17 protein-coding genes are annotated in these 15,688 nt (G+C 61.4%); 4 read left to right on the top strand and 13 right to left on the bottom strand.

From position 1 onward, the window contains the following. Window positions 1-5 precede the first annotated feature (5 nt). The 9 genes from ABRP98_RS03395 to ABRP98_RS03355 form a co-directional block, all read right to left on the bottom strand. Window positions 6-1,409, bottom strand: a complete 1,404-nt coding sequence (locus tag ABRP98_RS03395; protein WP_349857498.1) for a ComEC/Rec2 family competence protein — start codon at window positions 1,407-1,409, stop codon at window positions 6-8. A gap of 20 nt (window positions 1,410-1,429) precedes the next feature. Next, entirely contained in the window at window positions 1,430-2,107 is a 678-nt protein-coding gene (locus tag ABRP98_RS03390; RefSeq protein WP_349857496.1) for a ComEA family DNA-binding protein, read from the bottom strand. Window positions 2,108-2,265: 158 nt separating this feature from the next. Then, window positions 2,266-3,063 (bottom strand): DegV family protein, encoded by a 798-nt coding sequence (locus tag ABRP98_RS03385; protein ID WP_349857493.1) that lies wholly within the window; start codon window positions 3,061-3,063, stop codon window positions 2,266-2,268. Continuing rightward, a complete protein-coding gene (locus tag ABRP98_RS03380; protein ID WP_284852270.1) occupies window positions 3,063-3,761 on the bottom strand; it encodes a histidine phosphatase family protein in 699 nt (232 codons plus the stop codon). The genes ABRP98_RS03385 and ABRP98_RS03380 overlap by 1 nt, the downstream gene beginning before the upstream one ends. Before the next feature lie 7 nt (window positions 3,762-3,768). Then, window positions 3,769-4,239: a ribosome silencing factor gene (gene rsfS, locus ABRP98_RS03375; protein WP_349857492.1), complete on the bottom strand. Its 471-nt coding sequence runs from the start codon at window positions 4,237-4,239 to the stop codon at window positions 3,769-3,771. Between the two features lie 90 nt (window positions 4,240-4,329). Next, complete coding sequence (gene nadD / locus ABRP98_RS03370) at window positions 4,330-4,947, bottom strand: nicotinate-nucleotide adenylyltransferase (RefSeq protein WP_284782299.1); 618 nt, start codon at window positions 4,945-4,947, stop codon at window positions 4,330-4,332. An 18-nt stretch (window positions 4,948-4,965) separates the two neighbouring features. Then, complete coding sequence (locus tag ABRP98_RS03365; RefSeq protein ID WP_349857491.1) at window positions 4,966-5,235, bottom strand: hypothetical protein; 270 nt, start codon at window positions 5,233-5,235, stop codon at window positions 4,966-4,968. A 12-nt stretch (window positions 5,236-5,247) separates the two neighbouring features. Continuing rightward, complete coding sequence (locus ABRP98_RS03360; protein ID WP_349857489.1) at window positions 5,248-5,892, bottom strand: hypothetical protein; 645 nt, start codon at window positions 5,890-5,892, stop codon at window positions 5,248-5,250. Between the two features lie 4 nt (window positions 5,893-5,896). Further along, window positions 5,897-7,165 carry a glutamate-5-semialdehyde dehydrogenase gene (locus tag ABRP98_RS03355; protein WP_239268691.1) on the bottom strand — a complete coding sequence of 423 codons (1,269 nt, stop codon included), beginning with the start codon at window positions 7,163-7,165 and terminating at the stop codon, window positions 5,897-5,899. 223 nt (window positions 7,166-7,388) lie between these two features. Here ABRP98_RS03355 and ABRP98_RS03350 point away from each other — a divergent pair, with 223 nt between their 5' ends. Genes ABRP98_RS03350 through ABRP98_RS03335 form a run of 4 tightly spaced genes read left to right on the top strand, consistent with a single transcriptional unit; the run spans window position 7,389 to window position 10,769 of the window. Beyond that, the gene (locus tag ABRP98_RS03350; RefSeq protein ID WP_349857488.1) at window positions 7,389-8,468 is read left to right on the top strand and encodes a metal ABC transporter substrate-binding protein; all 1,080 of its coding nucleotides are present in this window, start codon (window positions 7,389-7,391) and stop codon (window positions 8,466-8,468) included. Further along, window positions 8,465-9,163 (top strand): metal ABC transporter ATP-binding protein, encoded by a 699-nt coding sequence (locus ABRP98_RS03345; RefSeq protein ID WP_284770226.1) that lies wholly within the window; start codon window positions 8,465-8,467, stop codon window positions 9,161-9,163. Before ABRP98_RS03350 ends, ABRP98_RS03345 begins: the two co-directional genes overlap by 4 nt. Beyond that, window positions 9,160-9,984, top strand: a complete 825-nt coding sequence (locus tag ABRP98_RS03340) for a metal ABC transporter permease (RefSeq protein ID WP_284770225.1) — start codon at window positions 9,160-9,162, stop codon at window positions 9,982-9,984. The genes ABRP98_RS03345 and ABRP98_RS03340 overlap by 4 nt, the downstream gene beginning before the upstream one ends. Continuing rightward, the gene (locus ABRP98_RS03335; RefSeq protein WP_349857485.1) at window positions 9,972-10,769 is read left to right on the top strand and encodes a metal ABC transporter permease; all 798 of its coding nucleotides are present in this window, start codon (window positions 9,972-9,974) and stop codon (window positions 10,767-10,769) included. Before ABRP98_RS03340 ends, ABRP98_RS03335 begins: the two co-directional genes overlap by 13 nt. A 54-nt stretch (window positions 10,770-10,823) precedes the next feature. On the opposite strand, the gene ABRP98_RS03330 is transcribed toward ABRP98_RS03335, so the two are convergent. The 4 genes from ABRP98_RS03330 to obgE all read right to left on the bottom strand — a co-directional run bounded on the left by ABRP98_RS03330 (window position 10,824) and on the right by obgE (window position 15,527). Then, the gene (locus ABRP98_RS03330; protein ID WP_349857483.1) at window positions 10,824-11,498 is read right to left on the bottom strand and encodes a metal-dependent transcriptional regulator; all 675 of its coding nucleotides are present in this window, start codon (window positions 11,496-11,498) and stop codon (window positions 10,824-10,826) included. Between the two features lie 171 nt (window positions 11,499-11,669). Next, window positions 11,670-12,599 (bottom strand): D-isomer specific 2-hydroxyacid dehydrogenase family protein, encoded by a 930-nt coding sequence (locus ABRP98_RS03325; protein ID WP_349857481.1) that lies wholly within the window; start codon window positions 12,597-12,599, stop codon window positions 11,670-11,672. Between the two features lie 22 nt (window positions 12,600-12,621). Beyond that, window positions 12,622-13,854 (bottom strand): glutamate 5-kinase, encoded by a 1,233-nt coding sequence (proB, locus tag ABRP98_RS03320; RefSeq protein ID WP_284770221.1) that lies wholly within the window; start codon window positions 13,852-13,854, stop codon window positions 12,622-12,624. Window positions 13,855-13,994: 140 nt separating this feature from the next. Next, window positions 13,995-15,527: a GTPase ObgE gene (obgE, locus tag ABRP98_RS03315; RefSeq protein WP_023023539.1), complete on the bottom strand. Its 1,533-nt coding sequence runs from the start codon at window positions 15,525-15,527 to the stop codon at window positions 13,995-13,997. Window positions 15,528-15,688 lie beyond the last annotated feature (161 nt).

Genomic DNA, 15,688 nt, shown 5'->3' with positions numbered 1-15,688 from the left:
TAGCGCTAGGCGGCAAACAGACCCAGACAAGCGATAACCCCCGCCAAGGTCAGCCATGGCCGGTAATACAGCAGCCCGGCGATGACCCATCCGTACGCGAGGAGCGTAAATAGCGGGTGGGCGGTGATGGTGACCACGGGCAGGCTAGCCACGCCGTGGGCGATGGTATTGATCCACCACGCTGCGGGTTCGATGAGTTTTAATAATCCCGCGGCGACGATGCTCAAGGGGCCTAGCTGCGCGGCGATGGCCGCGAGCAGCCCTACCACGGTAATGGGTGCGGTGGCGGGTGCTACCAAGACATTGGCGAGGACCGAGACGACGGATACCTCGCCGGACATGAGGGCGATAAGCGGCAGGGTGAGGATATCGGCGGCAATCGCCACCGCGATAGCGCGCAGGAAGATGGCGGGCCAGCCGGTGACCGCGAGCTGCGAATAGATAAGCGGGCTTAGCATGACGATGCCGAAGGTCGCCGCACACGATAGCGCGAAGCCAAAGTGCACCGCGAGGTCCGAATCAACGAAAAGGAGGGTGAGGATGCCGAGGCTGAGCGCGTGGATGGGTTCCATGGTGGAAGACTGCAGGACCGCGAGCAGGCCTACTACCCCGGCGACGGCCGCGCGCTGCACCGATGGTTCAAGGCCTACCAAAACAACATAGGTAGCTAGCGCCGCCAGCGAGACCGCCACCCTAGTGCGCGGTCCGGCCGCACAGGCGGCGCAGACGATGGCGGCAAAGGAACAGACGATGGCCACATTGGCACCGGATACAGCGCTGAGGTGCGATAGCCCGGTATCGATGTAGAGTTCGCGCTCGGCGGGACTTTGCAGGGAGGTATCGCCAAGCACCATGCCTGGGATGAGCCCCTGGCTGCTCGGGCCTACCGCCTCTAGTACGACCGCGCGGAAGTTATCGGCCACCCGCGCGGCCCAGCCGGCCAAGCCCGAAGGGGGCGCGTCGATACGCAGGTGGGAGGCGTTGGCTATCACGTTCCCGACTCCGGGTTGGTCGGACTCGGAAAGCTGTACCGCTGCCGTGACTTGCGTTCCGGCAGGGACGCTCAGTGGCTCGGGGCTAAAGACCGGAAGCTGCGCGGGGTAGCCCGGGACATCGAGCCGGATGAGCCAGCCGCCGGTGCTCGTTTGGGTCGGCGCGGTGACCACGCGGCCGGTAATCTCGCGGCCAAAGTCAAAGGCGGCCGCACGCGCCTGTCGCACGCCTGCTACGAAGGCGGCGGCGCTGGCAAGCACGCCGCAAAAGATGGCTTGGCCCCAGTGCCGGGCGAGCAGGCATATTCCTACGACACTGCCGATGCACGCCACGGCCCACCCCTGCCCGAAAACCAGCACCGCGATGACCGCCACCCATGCGGTCAAGGCGCCGGGCAGCAGGCGGAGTTCTTTCATCGCGGCGTGGCCTCTTCTGCTTACAGCTGCACGCTATCTTTGAGCTTGGCAAACTTGGCGGGACCAATCCCGCTGACCTCGAGGAGTTCCTCGACGTCCTTAAATCCCCCGCGCTCTTCACGGAAGGAGACGATGGCTTCCGCGGTGACCTCCCCTACCCCGTTGAGATCCATGAGATCGGCGGCGGTCGCGGAATTAAGGCTGACTTTATCGCCGCCGGCGGGTGCTGCGATGGGGGCATCGGCAAGCGCGGGGTCGGGCGGAGCACCTTGGGGCAGGATGTGGAGCTGCTGGCCATCGGCAAGCCGCTGCGCTTGGTTGAGCGTCATGGTCTCCGCCTCCGGCAAAGGCGTGGCGACCGCGAGGGCATCAGCGACGCGGGCACCGGGCTCGAGGGTCTTCAGGCCAGGTGCTGCAACCTCGCCGACGACGGATACGACGATTTCGCTAGCCTCCGCGCTGAGCTCGGCGGTGGTACTGCCCATCGCCGCGGGTTCGGGCATGCCGGACTCATCCGAATTGCGGGAGCTCAGGCCCAGCCAGATAATGACGCCCACCACCACGATGATGGCTACCGCGCAGGCTTGCCAGCGGCTGATGCGCACTCGCGGGCGCGGGTAATCGACCTGGAGGAGTTCTTCCTCGCCGGTGGGTTGAGTATATTCGCGGAGTCGTTCGCTGATCTTGGGTGCCGCCATAGCCCACAGGCTAGGAAGCCGCCGCGTGCGGTGCGAGAACGTGGGCAGAGGCGCTGTGGATAAGTCGTTGTAGGAGGCAACCAAACGGGTCCTGGCGGGATAGTTATCCACAATCAGGGGCGCACAGGCCGTAGGGCTTCGCCCGTGCGTGCGAGGGCCTAGGAGCTAAATACGGCAGAGACCCCAATGGCGGAGGGGCCGGCGTGCACGGCAAGCACCTCGGTTAAGGGCGTGGTGATAAAAGACGTGCCTTCAGGCAGGGCATCGCGCAAGAGGCCCTGCAGCTTGTCTGCCGCCTCGCCAGCCTGGTTGTGCTGAATGGCGATGAAGGCGGGTTCCCCGGCGGCGCGGGCGGCGATGATCTCTACCACCTTGGTAAAGCCCTTGGTCTGCGTGCGGGTTTTTCCCACCAGCTCCAGCTTGCCGTCCACGATGGACATAATCGGCTTGGTGGCTAAAAGCGCGGTGGACAGCATGGCGGTGGCCGCGGACATGCGGCCCGAGCGACGCATGTCCTCCGTGGAATGCAGGTACACCCAGGTAGCCGCGCGCTCGATGCTGTCTAGCGCCGCCGCGTGGCATTCTTCCAGCGCCGCGCCGTGTGCCGCCTTAGTGGCAGCCGCCATCGCCGCCGCGCCCATGACCATGCCGGCCGAGCCGGAATCGATAACGCGCACCGTATCGGGGAAAACCCCTGCCGCGGCCACCGCCGCCGACCACGTGGACGAAAGCTCTTTGGACAGGTGGATCGCGATCACGCCATCATCCTGCGCTTTTTCCATTTCCCGGCCGTAGGCGGCGGCCAATTCGAGGGAAGACAGGCCCGAAGTGGTGCGAAGCTTTCCGCCCTTATCCTCGCTATCCATCACGTGCAGGTCAATGACGGTGATATCGAGTTCTTCAGCAATCTCTGGGGGCAGGCTGGCCGCGGAGTCAGTAATGACGCGAACGGTCACTAGGTATCTGCCCCTCCATCACCGGTGACCTCGCCACCCATATTCCAGCCATCGAAGTACCACTGCGCACTCGTCACCGTCTGCGGCGTAAATTCCAGCGAGGTCACGGGGGTTTCCGGATTGAAATCCGGGCGGGCGGTCAGTTGCGACCAGTGGGTATTTTTCAGACCGGACAAAATGCCGTACTGGCCGTGATCCAGACCCAACAGGTGGCACGTCAGCGCGGAGATGGCGCCACCGTGGGCGACGATGAGCACGGCGCCGTCATCCCAGCCGGAAAATTCCTGCATGAGCTCGTCGACGACCGGGCGTGCGCGCCGCGCCACATCTACGCGGGACTCGCCTTCTGGCGGCGCCCAAGTGGGATCGTGGCGCCAGATTGCGCGGGCGCCAGGGAATTCTGCATCCACTTCGGCAGAGCTCTTGCCTTGCCACTGCCCCAGATTGGTCTCGCGCAGGCGGGGATCCGTAGAAAAGTCCAGGCCGAGCGATTCTGCCACCACCCGCGCGGTTTCTCGCGCGCGCTGCAAATCGGAGGCAACGATTTTTACCACGCCCTGATCCCGGAGCAGGCGCGCGGCGGCGCGGGCCTGCTCATATCCGACATCGGAAAGCTCAGTGTCCAAGTGGCCCTGCATGCGGCCGGATGCATTGTAGGTGGTTTGTCCGTGGCGGATCAGAATCAGGCGGCGGCTCATGGTGGGGTTAAAGCTCCTCGTCCTCGCCAGGGGCCTTTTGCGCCAATGGCAGCTCATCAATGGAATCCACGGTGCGCGGGTTAACGCCATTAGTCCAATCGCCAGGGCGCTCGGGTGGCTCAATGCCCTCAATGTCCACCAACGGGCAATCGTGGTAGAGGCGGTCAAGCCCGTAGTGCTCGCGCTGATCGGTGCGCTGCACGTGGATGACAATATTGCCATAATCCAACAGCACCCAGCGGTTTTCGCGGTTGCCCTCGCGGCGCTGTGGTTCGAAGCCTTGGGCCGTCATTTGGTCCTCCACCTCATCCACGATGGAGCCGACCTGGCGCTCATTATCAGCAGAAGCCAGCACAAAAACCTCGGTGATGGCGAGGACATCGGAGACATCGATTGCTGCAATATTGCCAGCTAGCTTGTCCTGTGCGGCATGCGCCGCGGTTGCCGCCATGCGGCGGGCGAGATCAGAAATAGACAATGTATAAAAATTCCCTTTTCGCGTCTGGTGAGGAAGTCTCTTTTAGCTGTCTATTCTTGCACGTTCGGCGCGATTGTGCCCAAACTTGAACTATAAAGGTTTATCCGGCTGCGCCGAGTAGAGATTATTTTTGGTGATGTATTGCACCACTCCATCCGGAACCAGGTACCACACCGGCCGGTTTTGCGCGGCCCGCTCGCGGCAATCCGTGGAAGAAATGGCCATGGCGGGGATATCGATGAGGTTGATATCTTCCCGCGAGCCGGCCGGCAGCATGTCTGTACTCAGCTCGTAGCCTGGGCGCGTAACACCCACGAAATGCGCCATTTCCAGCATCTCTTCCCAGTTATGCCAGCTCATGATGGACTGCAGGGAATCCGCACCGGTGATGAAGTAAAATTCGGCCCCCGGAAAAAGGTCACGCAGATCGCGCAGGGTATCGATGGTATAGGTAGGGCCCTTGCGGTCAATATCCACGCGGGAGACGGTAAAACGCGGGTTGGAGGCCGTTGCCACCATGGTCATCAAATACCGGTGCTCCGCGGCAGTGACCTCGCGGGAGGCCTTCTGCCACGGTTGGCCGGTGGGCACAAAGACTACGGTATCGAGGGCAAAGCGGTGCGCCGCCTCGCTGGCGGCGACCAAGTGGCCATTGTGGATTGGATCAAAGGTGCCGCCCATGATCCCAATGCGCTGGGAATTAGTCATGGCTGGAGAGTATAGCCGCTACCCTGCTGGGGAGTTAAGCCAGCCAGCCACGGTATCGGCCACGCGGGCATTGTCCTGTTCCACCGCCGCATCGCCCTCACTTTCGCGGAAATACGACGCGTGGTGGGCGGCCTTTGTGGCTAGGGCGTCTTTGGCATTGCGCAGGTTGAGATCACAAACGAAGTCGCCGGCAAGGCAGTAGTCGATACGGCGATCGGCCGACAGTGCGGCACTGTGAGGAATGAGATATCGCGGAATCGGCCCGGCCATGCCGCCGGGACGCCGCAAGGGATTGCCCAGTTAGATCGCCCCGGCGAGCTTGTCCTTGGACGCGAGGTAGCGCTCCGCGCTGGTGGCGATAATGGCTCCTTGCGAATACCCAGCGGTGATATAGCGCGGGCTGCAACCCGTTTCCTCTTCGTACTGCTCCACCACGCGCGGCGCGTTGTTCATGCCGCTGCGCAGGCTCTGCACAAAGCCAACGGTGACCTGATAGATCAACTCGTGCAAGGGGTGCTCCAACAGCACTCCGCCCAGGCGTCGCATCAGCTGCAGCGGGCGCAGGTTTTCGCCCTCTTGGGCCAGCGGTGGCAGGTTCATCGAGGCTGGATATGCATCTGCATCCAGCGCCAGCACGTAGGCATTATCCATGGTGCCGGGGTGACGTTGTTCTACCAGGTGGAAGAGCGCTGCGAGGTTGGGACCTTCATAACCATTGGATTCCGCGCCCTGTTCCGAGTAGCGCTGTGGGCCGAAATACTCACCGTGTTCCTCGTTTTGGTCCGAGCCGCGTGCGGCAAGGAAAACGTAATCGGGACAGGTCTCGGCCTGCGGGTGGGGCTGACCCGCCGCCGCGGCAGGGGCGAGCATAGACATGCCAAGCGCCGCCGTGGCGGCGATAGTTACGAAACCAGCGGCGGCGCGAGAGCGAGGAAAAAGACGCATATTCTTATGGGCGTACGTGACCGGTGCCTTGGAGGACCCACTTGGAAGAGGTCAGCTCCGGCAGGGCCATTGGGCCACGAGCGTGCAGCTTCTGGGTGGAAATACCGATTTCTGCACCCATGCCGTAGACCTCGCCATCGGTGAAGGCAGTGGAGGCGTTGAGCATAACGGCTGCGGCATCGACCTCGTTGCCGAACTTAACCAAGACGTCCGCATCCTGGGCCGCGATGCCCTCGGTGTGGCCGGTGGTAAATTCCGCGATGTGCGCGATGGCAGCGTCAACGCCGTCAACCACCTTGGCGCAGATGTCCATGGACAGCGACTCTTCGCGCCAATCCTCCTCGGTGGCCTGGACAACGTCCGTGGCACCGAAGCCCTCGAGCTCGTCAACGTCACCGTGGACGGTGACGTCTGCATCTTGGAGGGCGCGGACGATGCGCAGCTTGGTGGCATCATCAAGCGCGGCATCAATAAGCACGCACTCGGTGGAGTTGCAGACCGAGGTGCGGCGGGTCTTGCCGTTGATGACCATGTCGATGGCCTTGTCCATATCGGCCGAGGCATCGATGTAGAAGTGGCAGTTGCCGGTACCGGTCTCGATGGCCGGAACAGTAGCGCCGGTAACCACGGCCTCGATGAGCTTGGCGCCGCCGCGGGGGATAACCAAATCCACCAGGCCGCGGGCGGTAATCAAGTCTTGGACGGAGTCGTGGGTCTCACACGGCAGTAGCTGGACTACCTCGCGTGGCAGATCAAACTCTGCAAGGGTGTCCTGCAGAAGCTCCACCAGCTTGGTATTGGAGTTGCGCGCGGACTTGGAACCGCGCAGCAGCGGCACATTACCGGACTTCAGGGCGAGGCCGAAAGCATCCACGGTAACGTTCGGGCGAGCCTCGTAGACCATGCCCATCACGCCGAGCGGGACGCGCACCTGCTTCATCTGGATGCCGTTATCCATGGTGCGGCCCTGCAGGATCTCGCCTACTGGGTCTTGCAGGCCAGCGACCTGACGCAGGCCATCTGCAATGCCCTCGACGCGGGCAGCGTCCAGGGTCAGGCGGTCAATGAGGGAATCGGACATGCCGCGCTCGCGGCCTGCCTCAATATCTTGCTGGTTGGCAGCAAGGATGTCATCGGTGTGGGCAATAAGATTTTCGGCTGCGCGCTGCAAGATTTCATTCTTGCGCGGCGTGGACAGCTGCGCCACGACGGGCGCAACGTCCTTAGCAGCACGGGCTTTGGACAGAACTTCTTCGCGTTCAGTGTTGCTCATGTCATACCAGAGTAACGTACCTGCCCGAGTTTTTCAGCCGCCCGTCTTTTACCTCACACTTTTCCTCAATTGTGCGGGCTACGCAGTGAAATCTCCTCCCCCTCCCTCACCCGAAACTGCAGTAAAGCTCACAAATTCAAACCCTAATGTTCATTACCTTGAAAAGGATACTTGGGTATGTTTATTCTTTGCTTGATAGGTTTCACTGCAAAAAGGAGCATTTATGAAAAAGAACGTGGCCAAGCTGGGCCTGATGCTGACTCTGAGCGGGCTCGCCCTCACCGCCTGCAGCACGAATGACGGCGGAAACGATTCAGACGCGGGCTCCGGTTCGGGCGATGATCAGACCATCAAGGCTGTTGCCACCACCACGCAGATCTGCGATTACCTCACTCAAATTGCTCAGGGTGGCATGACGCTGCACAAGGTGGATTCCAGCGGCAAGGAAACCACCGAGGGCGATAGTGGTACCACCCTCGATCTCACCTGTCTGTTGGCGCCGAATGCCAGCGCTCACGAACACGAAATGACCCCGCAGCAGATGAGTGCCATGGCGGATGCGGATTTCCTCTTTAAAAACGGCGTTGACCTCGAGCACTTTCTCGATAACGCCGTGGAGTCCTCCGGCTTCGATGGCGAGACTATCGTCACCGCAGGCGATGACGATTCCAACCACAAGATAGACCTTCGCCCGTGGCCCTTCCCCGGCGAGGACGGCGAGGAACCAGAATTCACCCACGACCCACACGTATGGACCTCCCCCAAGAACGCCAAAATCCAGGTACAAAACATCGTGGATGCCTTGGCCGATAAGGAACCATCCGTGAAGAAAGTCGGTGAAAAATACACCAAGCAGCTCGACGAGCTGGATAAATGGGTCACCGAGTCCCTGGAGACCGTCCCTGAGCAGGAACGCGTGCTCTTTTCATCGCACGATGCCTTCGGCTACTTCTCCAACGACTATGACGTAGAGTTCATCGGATCCGCGCTCACGGACTTCAACAACCAGCAGGACGCTACTTCCTCGCATATCGAGGATGCCGCCAAGGAGGTCCGCGATTCCGGCGCCAAGGCCATCTTCGCGGAAAACTCCAATAACTCTAAGTCCATCGAGGCCATCGCCCGGGCAGCTGGGGTCAAGGCCATTACGGACGAAGACGCCCTGTACGGCGATTCCTTGGGCGTGCCAAATAGCGACGGCGCCACCTACATCGGCTCCATCATCCACAACGTCACCACCCTGGTAGATGCCTGGGACGGTGAAGTGGCCGATCTGCCAGAAAGCCTGGACGCCGCGCAATGAGTGCACCGCTTTTAAAGCTTTCCCATGCCTCCTGCGGCTATGGCACCACCACCATCGTGGACGATGTCTCCTTGTCCATCCACGAAGGTGAGGCCATCGCGCTGCTGGGGGCTAATGGCGCTGGTAAGTCCACACTCTTAAAGGCCATCGCTGGCCTTGCCACCCTGCGCGGCAAGCACGAGCGCACGGCGACGCTGGGATATGTTCCCCAGCACCACACCTGCGATCCCACCTTCCCCGTCACCGCCTGCCGGGTCGTGGAAATGGGCTTGCTCAATAAGGCCTCGTGGTGGGAGCGTATGGGCAGCATGCGCCGCCTGCGCCCGCAGATCACCCAAGCGCTAGAGCTCGTCGGCATGGCGGAAAAGGCGAAGACGCGCTGGGACAAGCTCTCGGGCGGGCAGCGCCAACGCATATTTATCGCCCGCGCGCTCGCCGCACACCCAGACCTCGTACTCATGGACGAGCCCTTCAATGGCCTGGATCAAGATAGCAGGCAGGTGCTTTTAGGGATCATCGCCAAGCTTAAGGAAAGCGGGGTTGCCCTGCTCATTTCCACCCACGATCCCATTTTGGCGCAGCGCGCCTGCGATGCCGGAATGCTCATCGTGGACGGTCACAGCGAGGTCCTTGATACCGAGGATGCAGTCGAGCGCTACCTGGAGGCCACGTCGGTATTTCAGGGGGACATGTGACGCTTCTGCTTACTGCTCCCTTTATGCAGCGCGCGGCCCTGTTTTTGCTGTGCGTAGCCCTGACCGGCGCGGTGATCAGCGTGGTGGTCAACCTGCGCCGCATGGAATTTAGCGTTGAGGCGCTGGTCCACTCGGTATTCCCGGGCATCGTCATTGGCCTGGCCGTGGCGGGCTTTCCCGGCATCTTGCCCGGCGCCGCCATAGCTGCTGGCGTCGCAGTGCTCATTTTGGCGCGCCTTAATTCCGGCAGCGATGGCCACGATCATGAATCCGGCACCGCCGTGGTGCTGACCTTGATGTATGGCATCGGCGTGGTCATCAGCCTCGCCGTAGGGGATCGTTCCGGCCAGCTAGAGGCCCTTATGTTTGGCCGCTTGCTCGATATCACCACTGACCGCATGATCCCCTCGATCATCTTGTGCGTGGTTGCCGCCCTGCTCATCCTGGCCACCTGGCGCTCGCAAGTAGCCGTGGCCTTTGACCGCGAATCCGCGCGCGCCACCGGCATCCGCGTGGGGCTAATCGATGTCACTGCCAACGTAGCGGTGGGCCTAATCGTCGTCGCCGCGAGCTCCGCCATTGGCGTGTTGCTCGTCTTGGGTTTCGTCGTGGTACCAGGCCTGGTCGGGCGCGTCTTAGCCAGCACCCCGGTGCAGATGCTCCTGTGGGCATTGGTCGGCGCGGTGCTAGCCGTATGCGTGGGCCTGTGGCTCATGCTTTCGGTAACCTCCCACCAGATTTCCCCGCAGGCCATCGTCGCGCTGTCGCTGTCCCTAACCGTTCCGCTCGCACTTTTAGGCAGGCGCATATGGGGGTCTTAACATTGCCATTCCTCGAAGCCATCGCGGTGGGCTGCCTTTCCGGGCTGGTGGGCACGCTCATGGTGCTGGGCAACCGCGTCTTTTTTGCAGAGAGCCTTTCTCACGGCACTTTTCCCGGCGCGGTTATCGGCGTCGTCGTAGCCAATGCGCTGGGCGCCAACTTGAGCGATGGGCTCATGCTCGGCTCCGTGGCGGTCTGCATTCCGCTGGCGATTTTCATGCATTACCTGGGCAGGGTGCATGGCGTATCCTCTACCGCTGCGGCGGGCACCACGCTCACTCTGGGCTTTGCGCTGGGCATTTTGCTGCTACGTTGGTTTCAGCCGTTGCCGCTGCACGTCGATAGCTTCCTGGTGGGCTCGCTTACTACGGTTAACCACCGCGATGTCGCCGTCGCAGCCGGCCTGGTCATTATCTGTTTGCTTGCGGTACTAGCCTGCCGGCGCCGCCTCTTCCAGGCGTATTTCGACCCCACCACGTCCCCGCATAGCGGGCTTTACGATGCCCTGACGCTCGGCCTTATCTGCTTGACGATGGCCGCCGTCATCCCCGCCGTCGGCACCATCTTGTCCATCGCCTTGCTCGTGGCCCCGGCCGCGGGTCTGCGCCCGTGGGTATCGCGCCCGGAGGCGCTGCTTATCGGGGCGGGCATCATTGGCATCACCATCGCGGTTGCCGGGCTTTTTATCGCCGCACACTTGAGCCTTTCGGCCGGCGGCACCATCGCCATTGTGGCCGGCGTGTTCTACCTCGCCAGCATGACGGCCTATAAGGCAGTTTCCTAGCGTGCGGCGCTGCACGGCGCAGCGCGACGCAGCAACACAGCACTGCGTCGCAGGTTAATTGTTCGAAGCCAGGCGGACTGTGATCTCGCGGGCGGCCACCTCCGCCAGCGACATCTCGCCAGCTTCGGTCTGCACCGTCAATAAGCCGGCAACGCTATCGCTTACGCGCAGCTCATTGCCCAGCTCCACCCCAAAGCGGTCGAGGTAGCGCAACAGGCCTGGATCCTCATCGCAGACGCGCTCCACGGTCACGGGCGCATCGAGCGGGGCGCTGGCGAGCGTGAGCGTGCCGAGATCCTCGATGCCACCGCCAACATCGGGAATGGGATCGCCGTGTGGATCGCGGTCGGGGGACCCCAGCAGCGCATCGATGCGGCCAATAAAACGATCGGAGCAGGCGTGCTCGAGGCGGTCGGCGTCCTCGTGCACCTCGTCCCAGGAATAATCCAGGGTCTCTACCAAGAAGGTTTCTAAAAGCCGGTGGCGGCGCACCATCTGCATCGCCAGCTCGCGGCCCGCAGGGCTCAATGAGACGCCCTGATAGCGCTCATGCTCCACCAGACCTTGGGCGGCGAGCTTTTTAATCGCCTCGGAGGCAGTGGGCACCTTTTGTTCCAGGCGGCCCGCCACATCCTTCAGCGCCACTGGGGCACCCCCGGAGTGCTCCGATAAGTCCCACAGAACCTTGAGGTAGTCCTGGCTACGGGTAGGGAGTTCTTCTAGGTGCATGTCCACCATCTTAGTAATCGTGCTTGTGTCGTCCTGGGATAAGTGTTAAATTAATAGCAGTTCAACACGTTGAACTTTTAATTTCACTTGCCACGGACAGTGGGCGGTACGTCCTTTCTTCGGTACACACACGACGCACTCAGCCTTCGCTGTCCGTGGCTTTTGATTTTTCTAGTATCCCGCCTCCGGATCTACCTGGGTGGGCATGGACTCTCCCTTCTCCCACGCGGCGGCATTCGCATTGAAAATATCGCCCATGTGGTGCTGCGCCACGTGCTTTGTCGCCCCGATGTGCGGGGTCATGGTGCAATTGGGCAGGGAGAGCAGCGGGTGGCCATCAGGAAGCGGCTCTGGGTCCACGACTTCCAAGCCAGCGCCTGCAATTTCGCCCTCGCGCAGGGCATCCACGAGGCCATCGGTAACCACGGTGCTGCCGCGCCCGACGTTGATAAACAGCGCGGACGGTTTCATGGCGCGGAACTTCGCGGCATCGATTAGCCCCTCCGTTTCCTGCGTGGCGGGCAGGATGCAGAAAATAACATCAGCCTCGCCCCACACGTGCGCGGCATCAGCCATGGCCACCACCTCATCGGCGCCCTCCACGGGGCGTCCAGAGCGATTCACGGCGGTGATGTGGACCCCAAAGGGCTTGAGCAGAGCAATGAGCTGCTTGCCGATGCCCCCAGCACCCAAAATCGCCACCTTCTTCGGCCCCTGCTGGTCATAGATCCACTCCTGCGCTTCATCCAGCTCCTTAGCCACCGACCAGGTGCCGGCCTGTGTAAAGGCCTTGTGCTGGTGGGCCTGGGAGAGCAGGAGGCCCAAGGCGCATTCGGCCACCGGCTTGGCAAAGGCACCGGCGGAATTGCACCACGGCAATCCCTCAGAGGTAATCAATCCAGCATCAATGAGTTGGTTTACACCGGTAAAACAATGCTGCACCCAGCGAATATTGTCCGGCATCTCTGGAATGCGGCGCGGGCTGGGTGTGTTATTGACATAGACCTCTGCGTCTTCGAGGTTTTCTACGCGTTCGTGGCCGGCAGCGCTTAAGTCATCGACCATCGGCTGCCAGGTTTCTGGTCCCATAAAATACTTCATGGGACCAGCGTACGGCACGCGACTAGATGCGCGAGGCGAAGTTGGAAAGGTAATCCGCGTGCACGACGGAGCGGCGCTTATCTTCTGGCAGCTCGCTCATCTGCATGCCCTTGATCGCGTTCAATTCCTCGGAATCGAAGCGGACCTCACCGCGGCCGATAACCTCGCCCTTCGGGCCCAAGATATCGATGATCTCGCCCTTGTTGAATTCACCGCGGACATCGGTAATACCCACGGCAAGCAAGGAGGTACCGCCCTTGGTCACGGCTTCCTTCGCACCCTCATCCAGGCGCACGGCTCCGCCGGTATCGGCGCAGTAGAGTGCCCAGAACTTCCAGGCCGAAAGCTGGCGTTCCTCGCGGGTGTGGAAGACGGTGCCCACGGAGGCATCGGAAAGCGCGGGGCCAATATTATCGGTGGAGGTCAACAGCACTGGAATGCCGCCGCGGGTGGCCAGGCGGGCGGCCGAGACCTTCGTGGCCATACCGCCGGTGCCAACCTTGCCGCCATCGCCTGCAACAACGCCCTTAAGATCCTTACCGGTGCGCACCTCGTCGATGAACTTCGCATCCGGCTCGGCCGGGTTCTTGTCATAGAGGCCATCAACGTCAGAGAACAGGAAGAGCGCGTCTGCGCCCACCAAATTTGCGACCAAGGCCGATAGGCGGTCGTTATCGCCAAAGTGCATCTCCGAGGTAGCAACGGCGTCGTTTTCGTTCACGATGGGAATGGTGCGCAGCTGGCGCAGGCGATCAATGGTGCGCTGCGCGTTGCGGGCGCGGTCGCGGTGCCCGGCATCGGACGCCGTAAGCAGCACCTGACCGATGGTGCGCTGGTAGCGCGCAAAGGAACGGCCCCACTCATAGGCTAGGTGAACCTGGCCCACAGACGCCGAGGCCTGCTTCGTAGCGAGGTCGGTGGGGCGCTGGTGCAGGCCGAGCGGGCCCATACCGGCAGCAACCGCACCGGAGGAAACGATGATGACATCGGAGCGTCCCATGCGTGCGTGGACAGCATCAACGATGTGATCGATCTTTTCCTGCGCCACGCGGAAATTCTCATCCGTCAGCGACGAGGAACCAATCTTTACAACGACGCGCTTGGCCTCAGCGATAGAGTTGCGCAATTCGGATTCAAACCCGGAGGCTATCGGGTTTTCATCAAGGGCTTCGGGGAACGGAGTATCAGCGGTAGGGCCATCAAACGGCTCTACGGGGAGCGGAAGAATGGGCTCTTTCTGTTGATCAGCAGACATAACTCAATAGTGTACAAAGCTTATGCCGCCCGCCCCCTTCATTGGGGCACATTTCCCCCATGTGCGCAGCATAATGCGTCTGAACTGGGGGCAATCATCCGGTGGAATTGCCCCCACTTCCCTTCCCTAGAAGTTAACGACTAACCCTGCCACCGGTCACGGTTAGCGCCTTCACGGGTGATCTCTTCCTCGTCTCCGTAGTCGAGCTCATCAACCAAGCCACGCCGGGCTTGGGAAGCACGCTTGCGCTCCGCAGCCGACACGCGATTAGTGCCCTTGAGGCGGGCATCCTCGCCGCGGCTGGCCATAGTGGGATCGCCGCCGGTCATCGGCTCCCATTCGAAGGTAATGCCGCCGATGGTCACGGGACAGCCTTCCACCGCGCCCTGCTTGTGCAGCTCGTCTTCCACCCCGGCCTTGGCCAGGCGGTCCGCCAAGTAGCCCACGGCCTCATCGTTTTCAAAGTCGGTCTGGGTGATCCAGCGCTCGATCTTTTCGCCTTCCACGATGAATCCGCCCTGCACTTCTGGGTCTGGTCGCACGCTAAAGTCTGCGAAGCTGCCGGTGTTTTTCTTATGCGCTTGGGCCTTGGGGTGAATAACGGTATGGGAAGGATCCCGCTTCGGCTTAGGCTGTGCCTTGTGGTGTTCGGTGACCATTTCCATGAGCTTGAATTTCAGCGGGTCCAAACCCTTACGCGCTGCCGCAGAAATGATAAACACCGGCCAGCCAAACTTTTCCTTCAGGTCATCCTTGACGAACTCCGCAAGCTCTTCTGCCTCCGGCACATCGGCCTTATTCAAAATGATAACGCGCGGGCGCTCGCGCAGGTCACCCAAGCCGGTATCGCTTTCTAGCGCTTCCTGGTATTTGGCCAGCTCATTTTCCAGCGCCTCAATATCGGATTCCGGGTCGCGGCCCGGCTCGATGGATGCGGTATCAACGACGTGGGCCAGCACGGCCGTGCGCTCGATGTGGCGCAAGAAGTCTAGCCCCAAGCCTTTGCCATCGGCGGCGCCAGGGATAAGACCAGGGACATCTGCAATGGTAAAGGAGCTATCGCCCATATCCACCACACCCAGGTTGGGCTGCAGGGTGGTAAACGGGTAGTCACCAATCTTCGGCTTGGCTGCAGAGAGCACAGAGATCAACGAGGACTTGCCCGCCGAAGGAAATCCCACAAGCCCCACATCCGCCATGGATTTCAGCTCGAGCACCAGATCATGAGCTTGGCCGGGCTCTCCCTGCAGCGCAAAGCCCGGTGCCTTGCGGTTCTTAGACGCAAGCGCCGCGTTGCCCAAGCCACCGAAACCGCCCTCGGCCGCGACGAAACGCGTGCCCGGCACGGTGAGATCCGCCAAGGTCTCACCCTTTTCCGTGCGCACAACCGTACCTGCGGGAACCTCCAGAATCAGGTCCTCACCGCGCGCGCCATTGCGCATATCGCCGGCACCGTTGCCACCGCGCTCGGCCTTAATATGCGGGCGGTAGTGGAAGTCCATCAAGGTATGGATTTGCTCAGAGACCTCCAAAACGATGTCGCCACCGTGGCCGCCATTGCCGCCATCCGGTCCGCCCAATGGCTTGAATTTCTCGCGGTGGACAGACACACAGCCATGCCCACCGTCGCCAGCCTGCAAGTGCAAGACGACGCGGTCAATAAATCGTGCCATGATGTGCCACACCCTTCTTATTTAAATCTATTGTCTTAGCCAGTGTAATGCGTAGCCAAGCTCGGACTCCAACCCATGCCCTGCGGCCTAAACGACAGGATGTGTTGGTGAAGTTATATGTTTAGCCGGTCTGGCGTGCTGGTATTAGGATTATTTCACTT

The organism is Corynebacterium sp. KPL2838 (assembly GCF_040225455.1).
Lineage (GTDB): Bacteria > Actinomycetota > Actinomycetes > Mycobacteriales > Mycobacteriaceae > Corynebacterium > Corynebacterium rhinophilum.
This window is presented reverse-complemented; position numbering and strand designations above follow the sequence as displayed.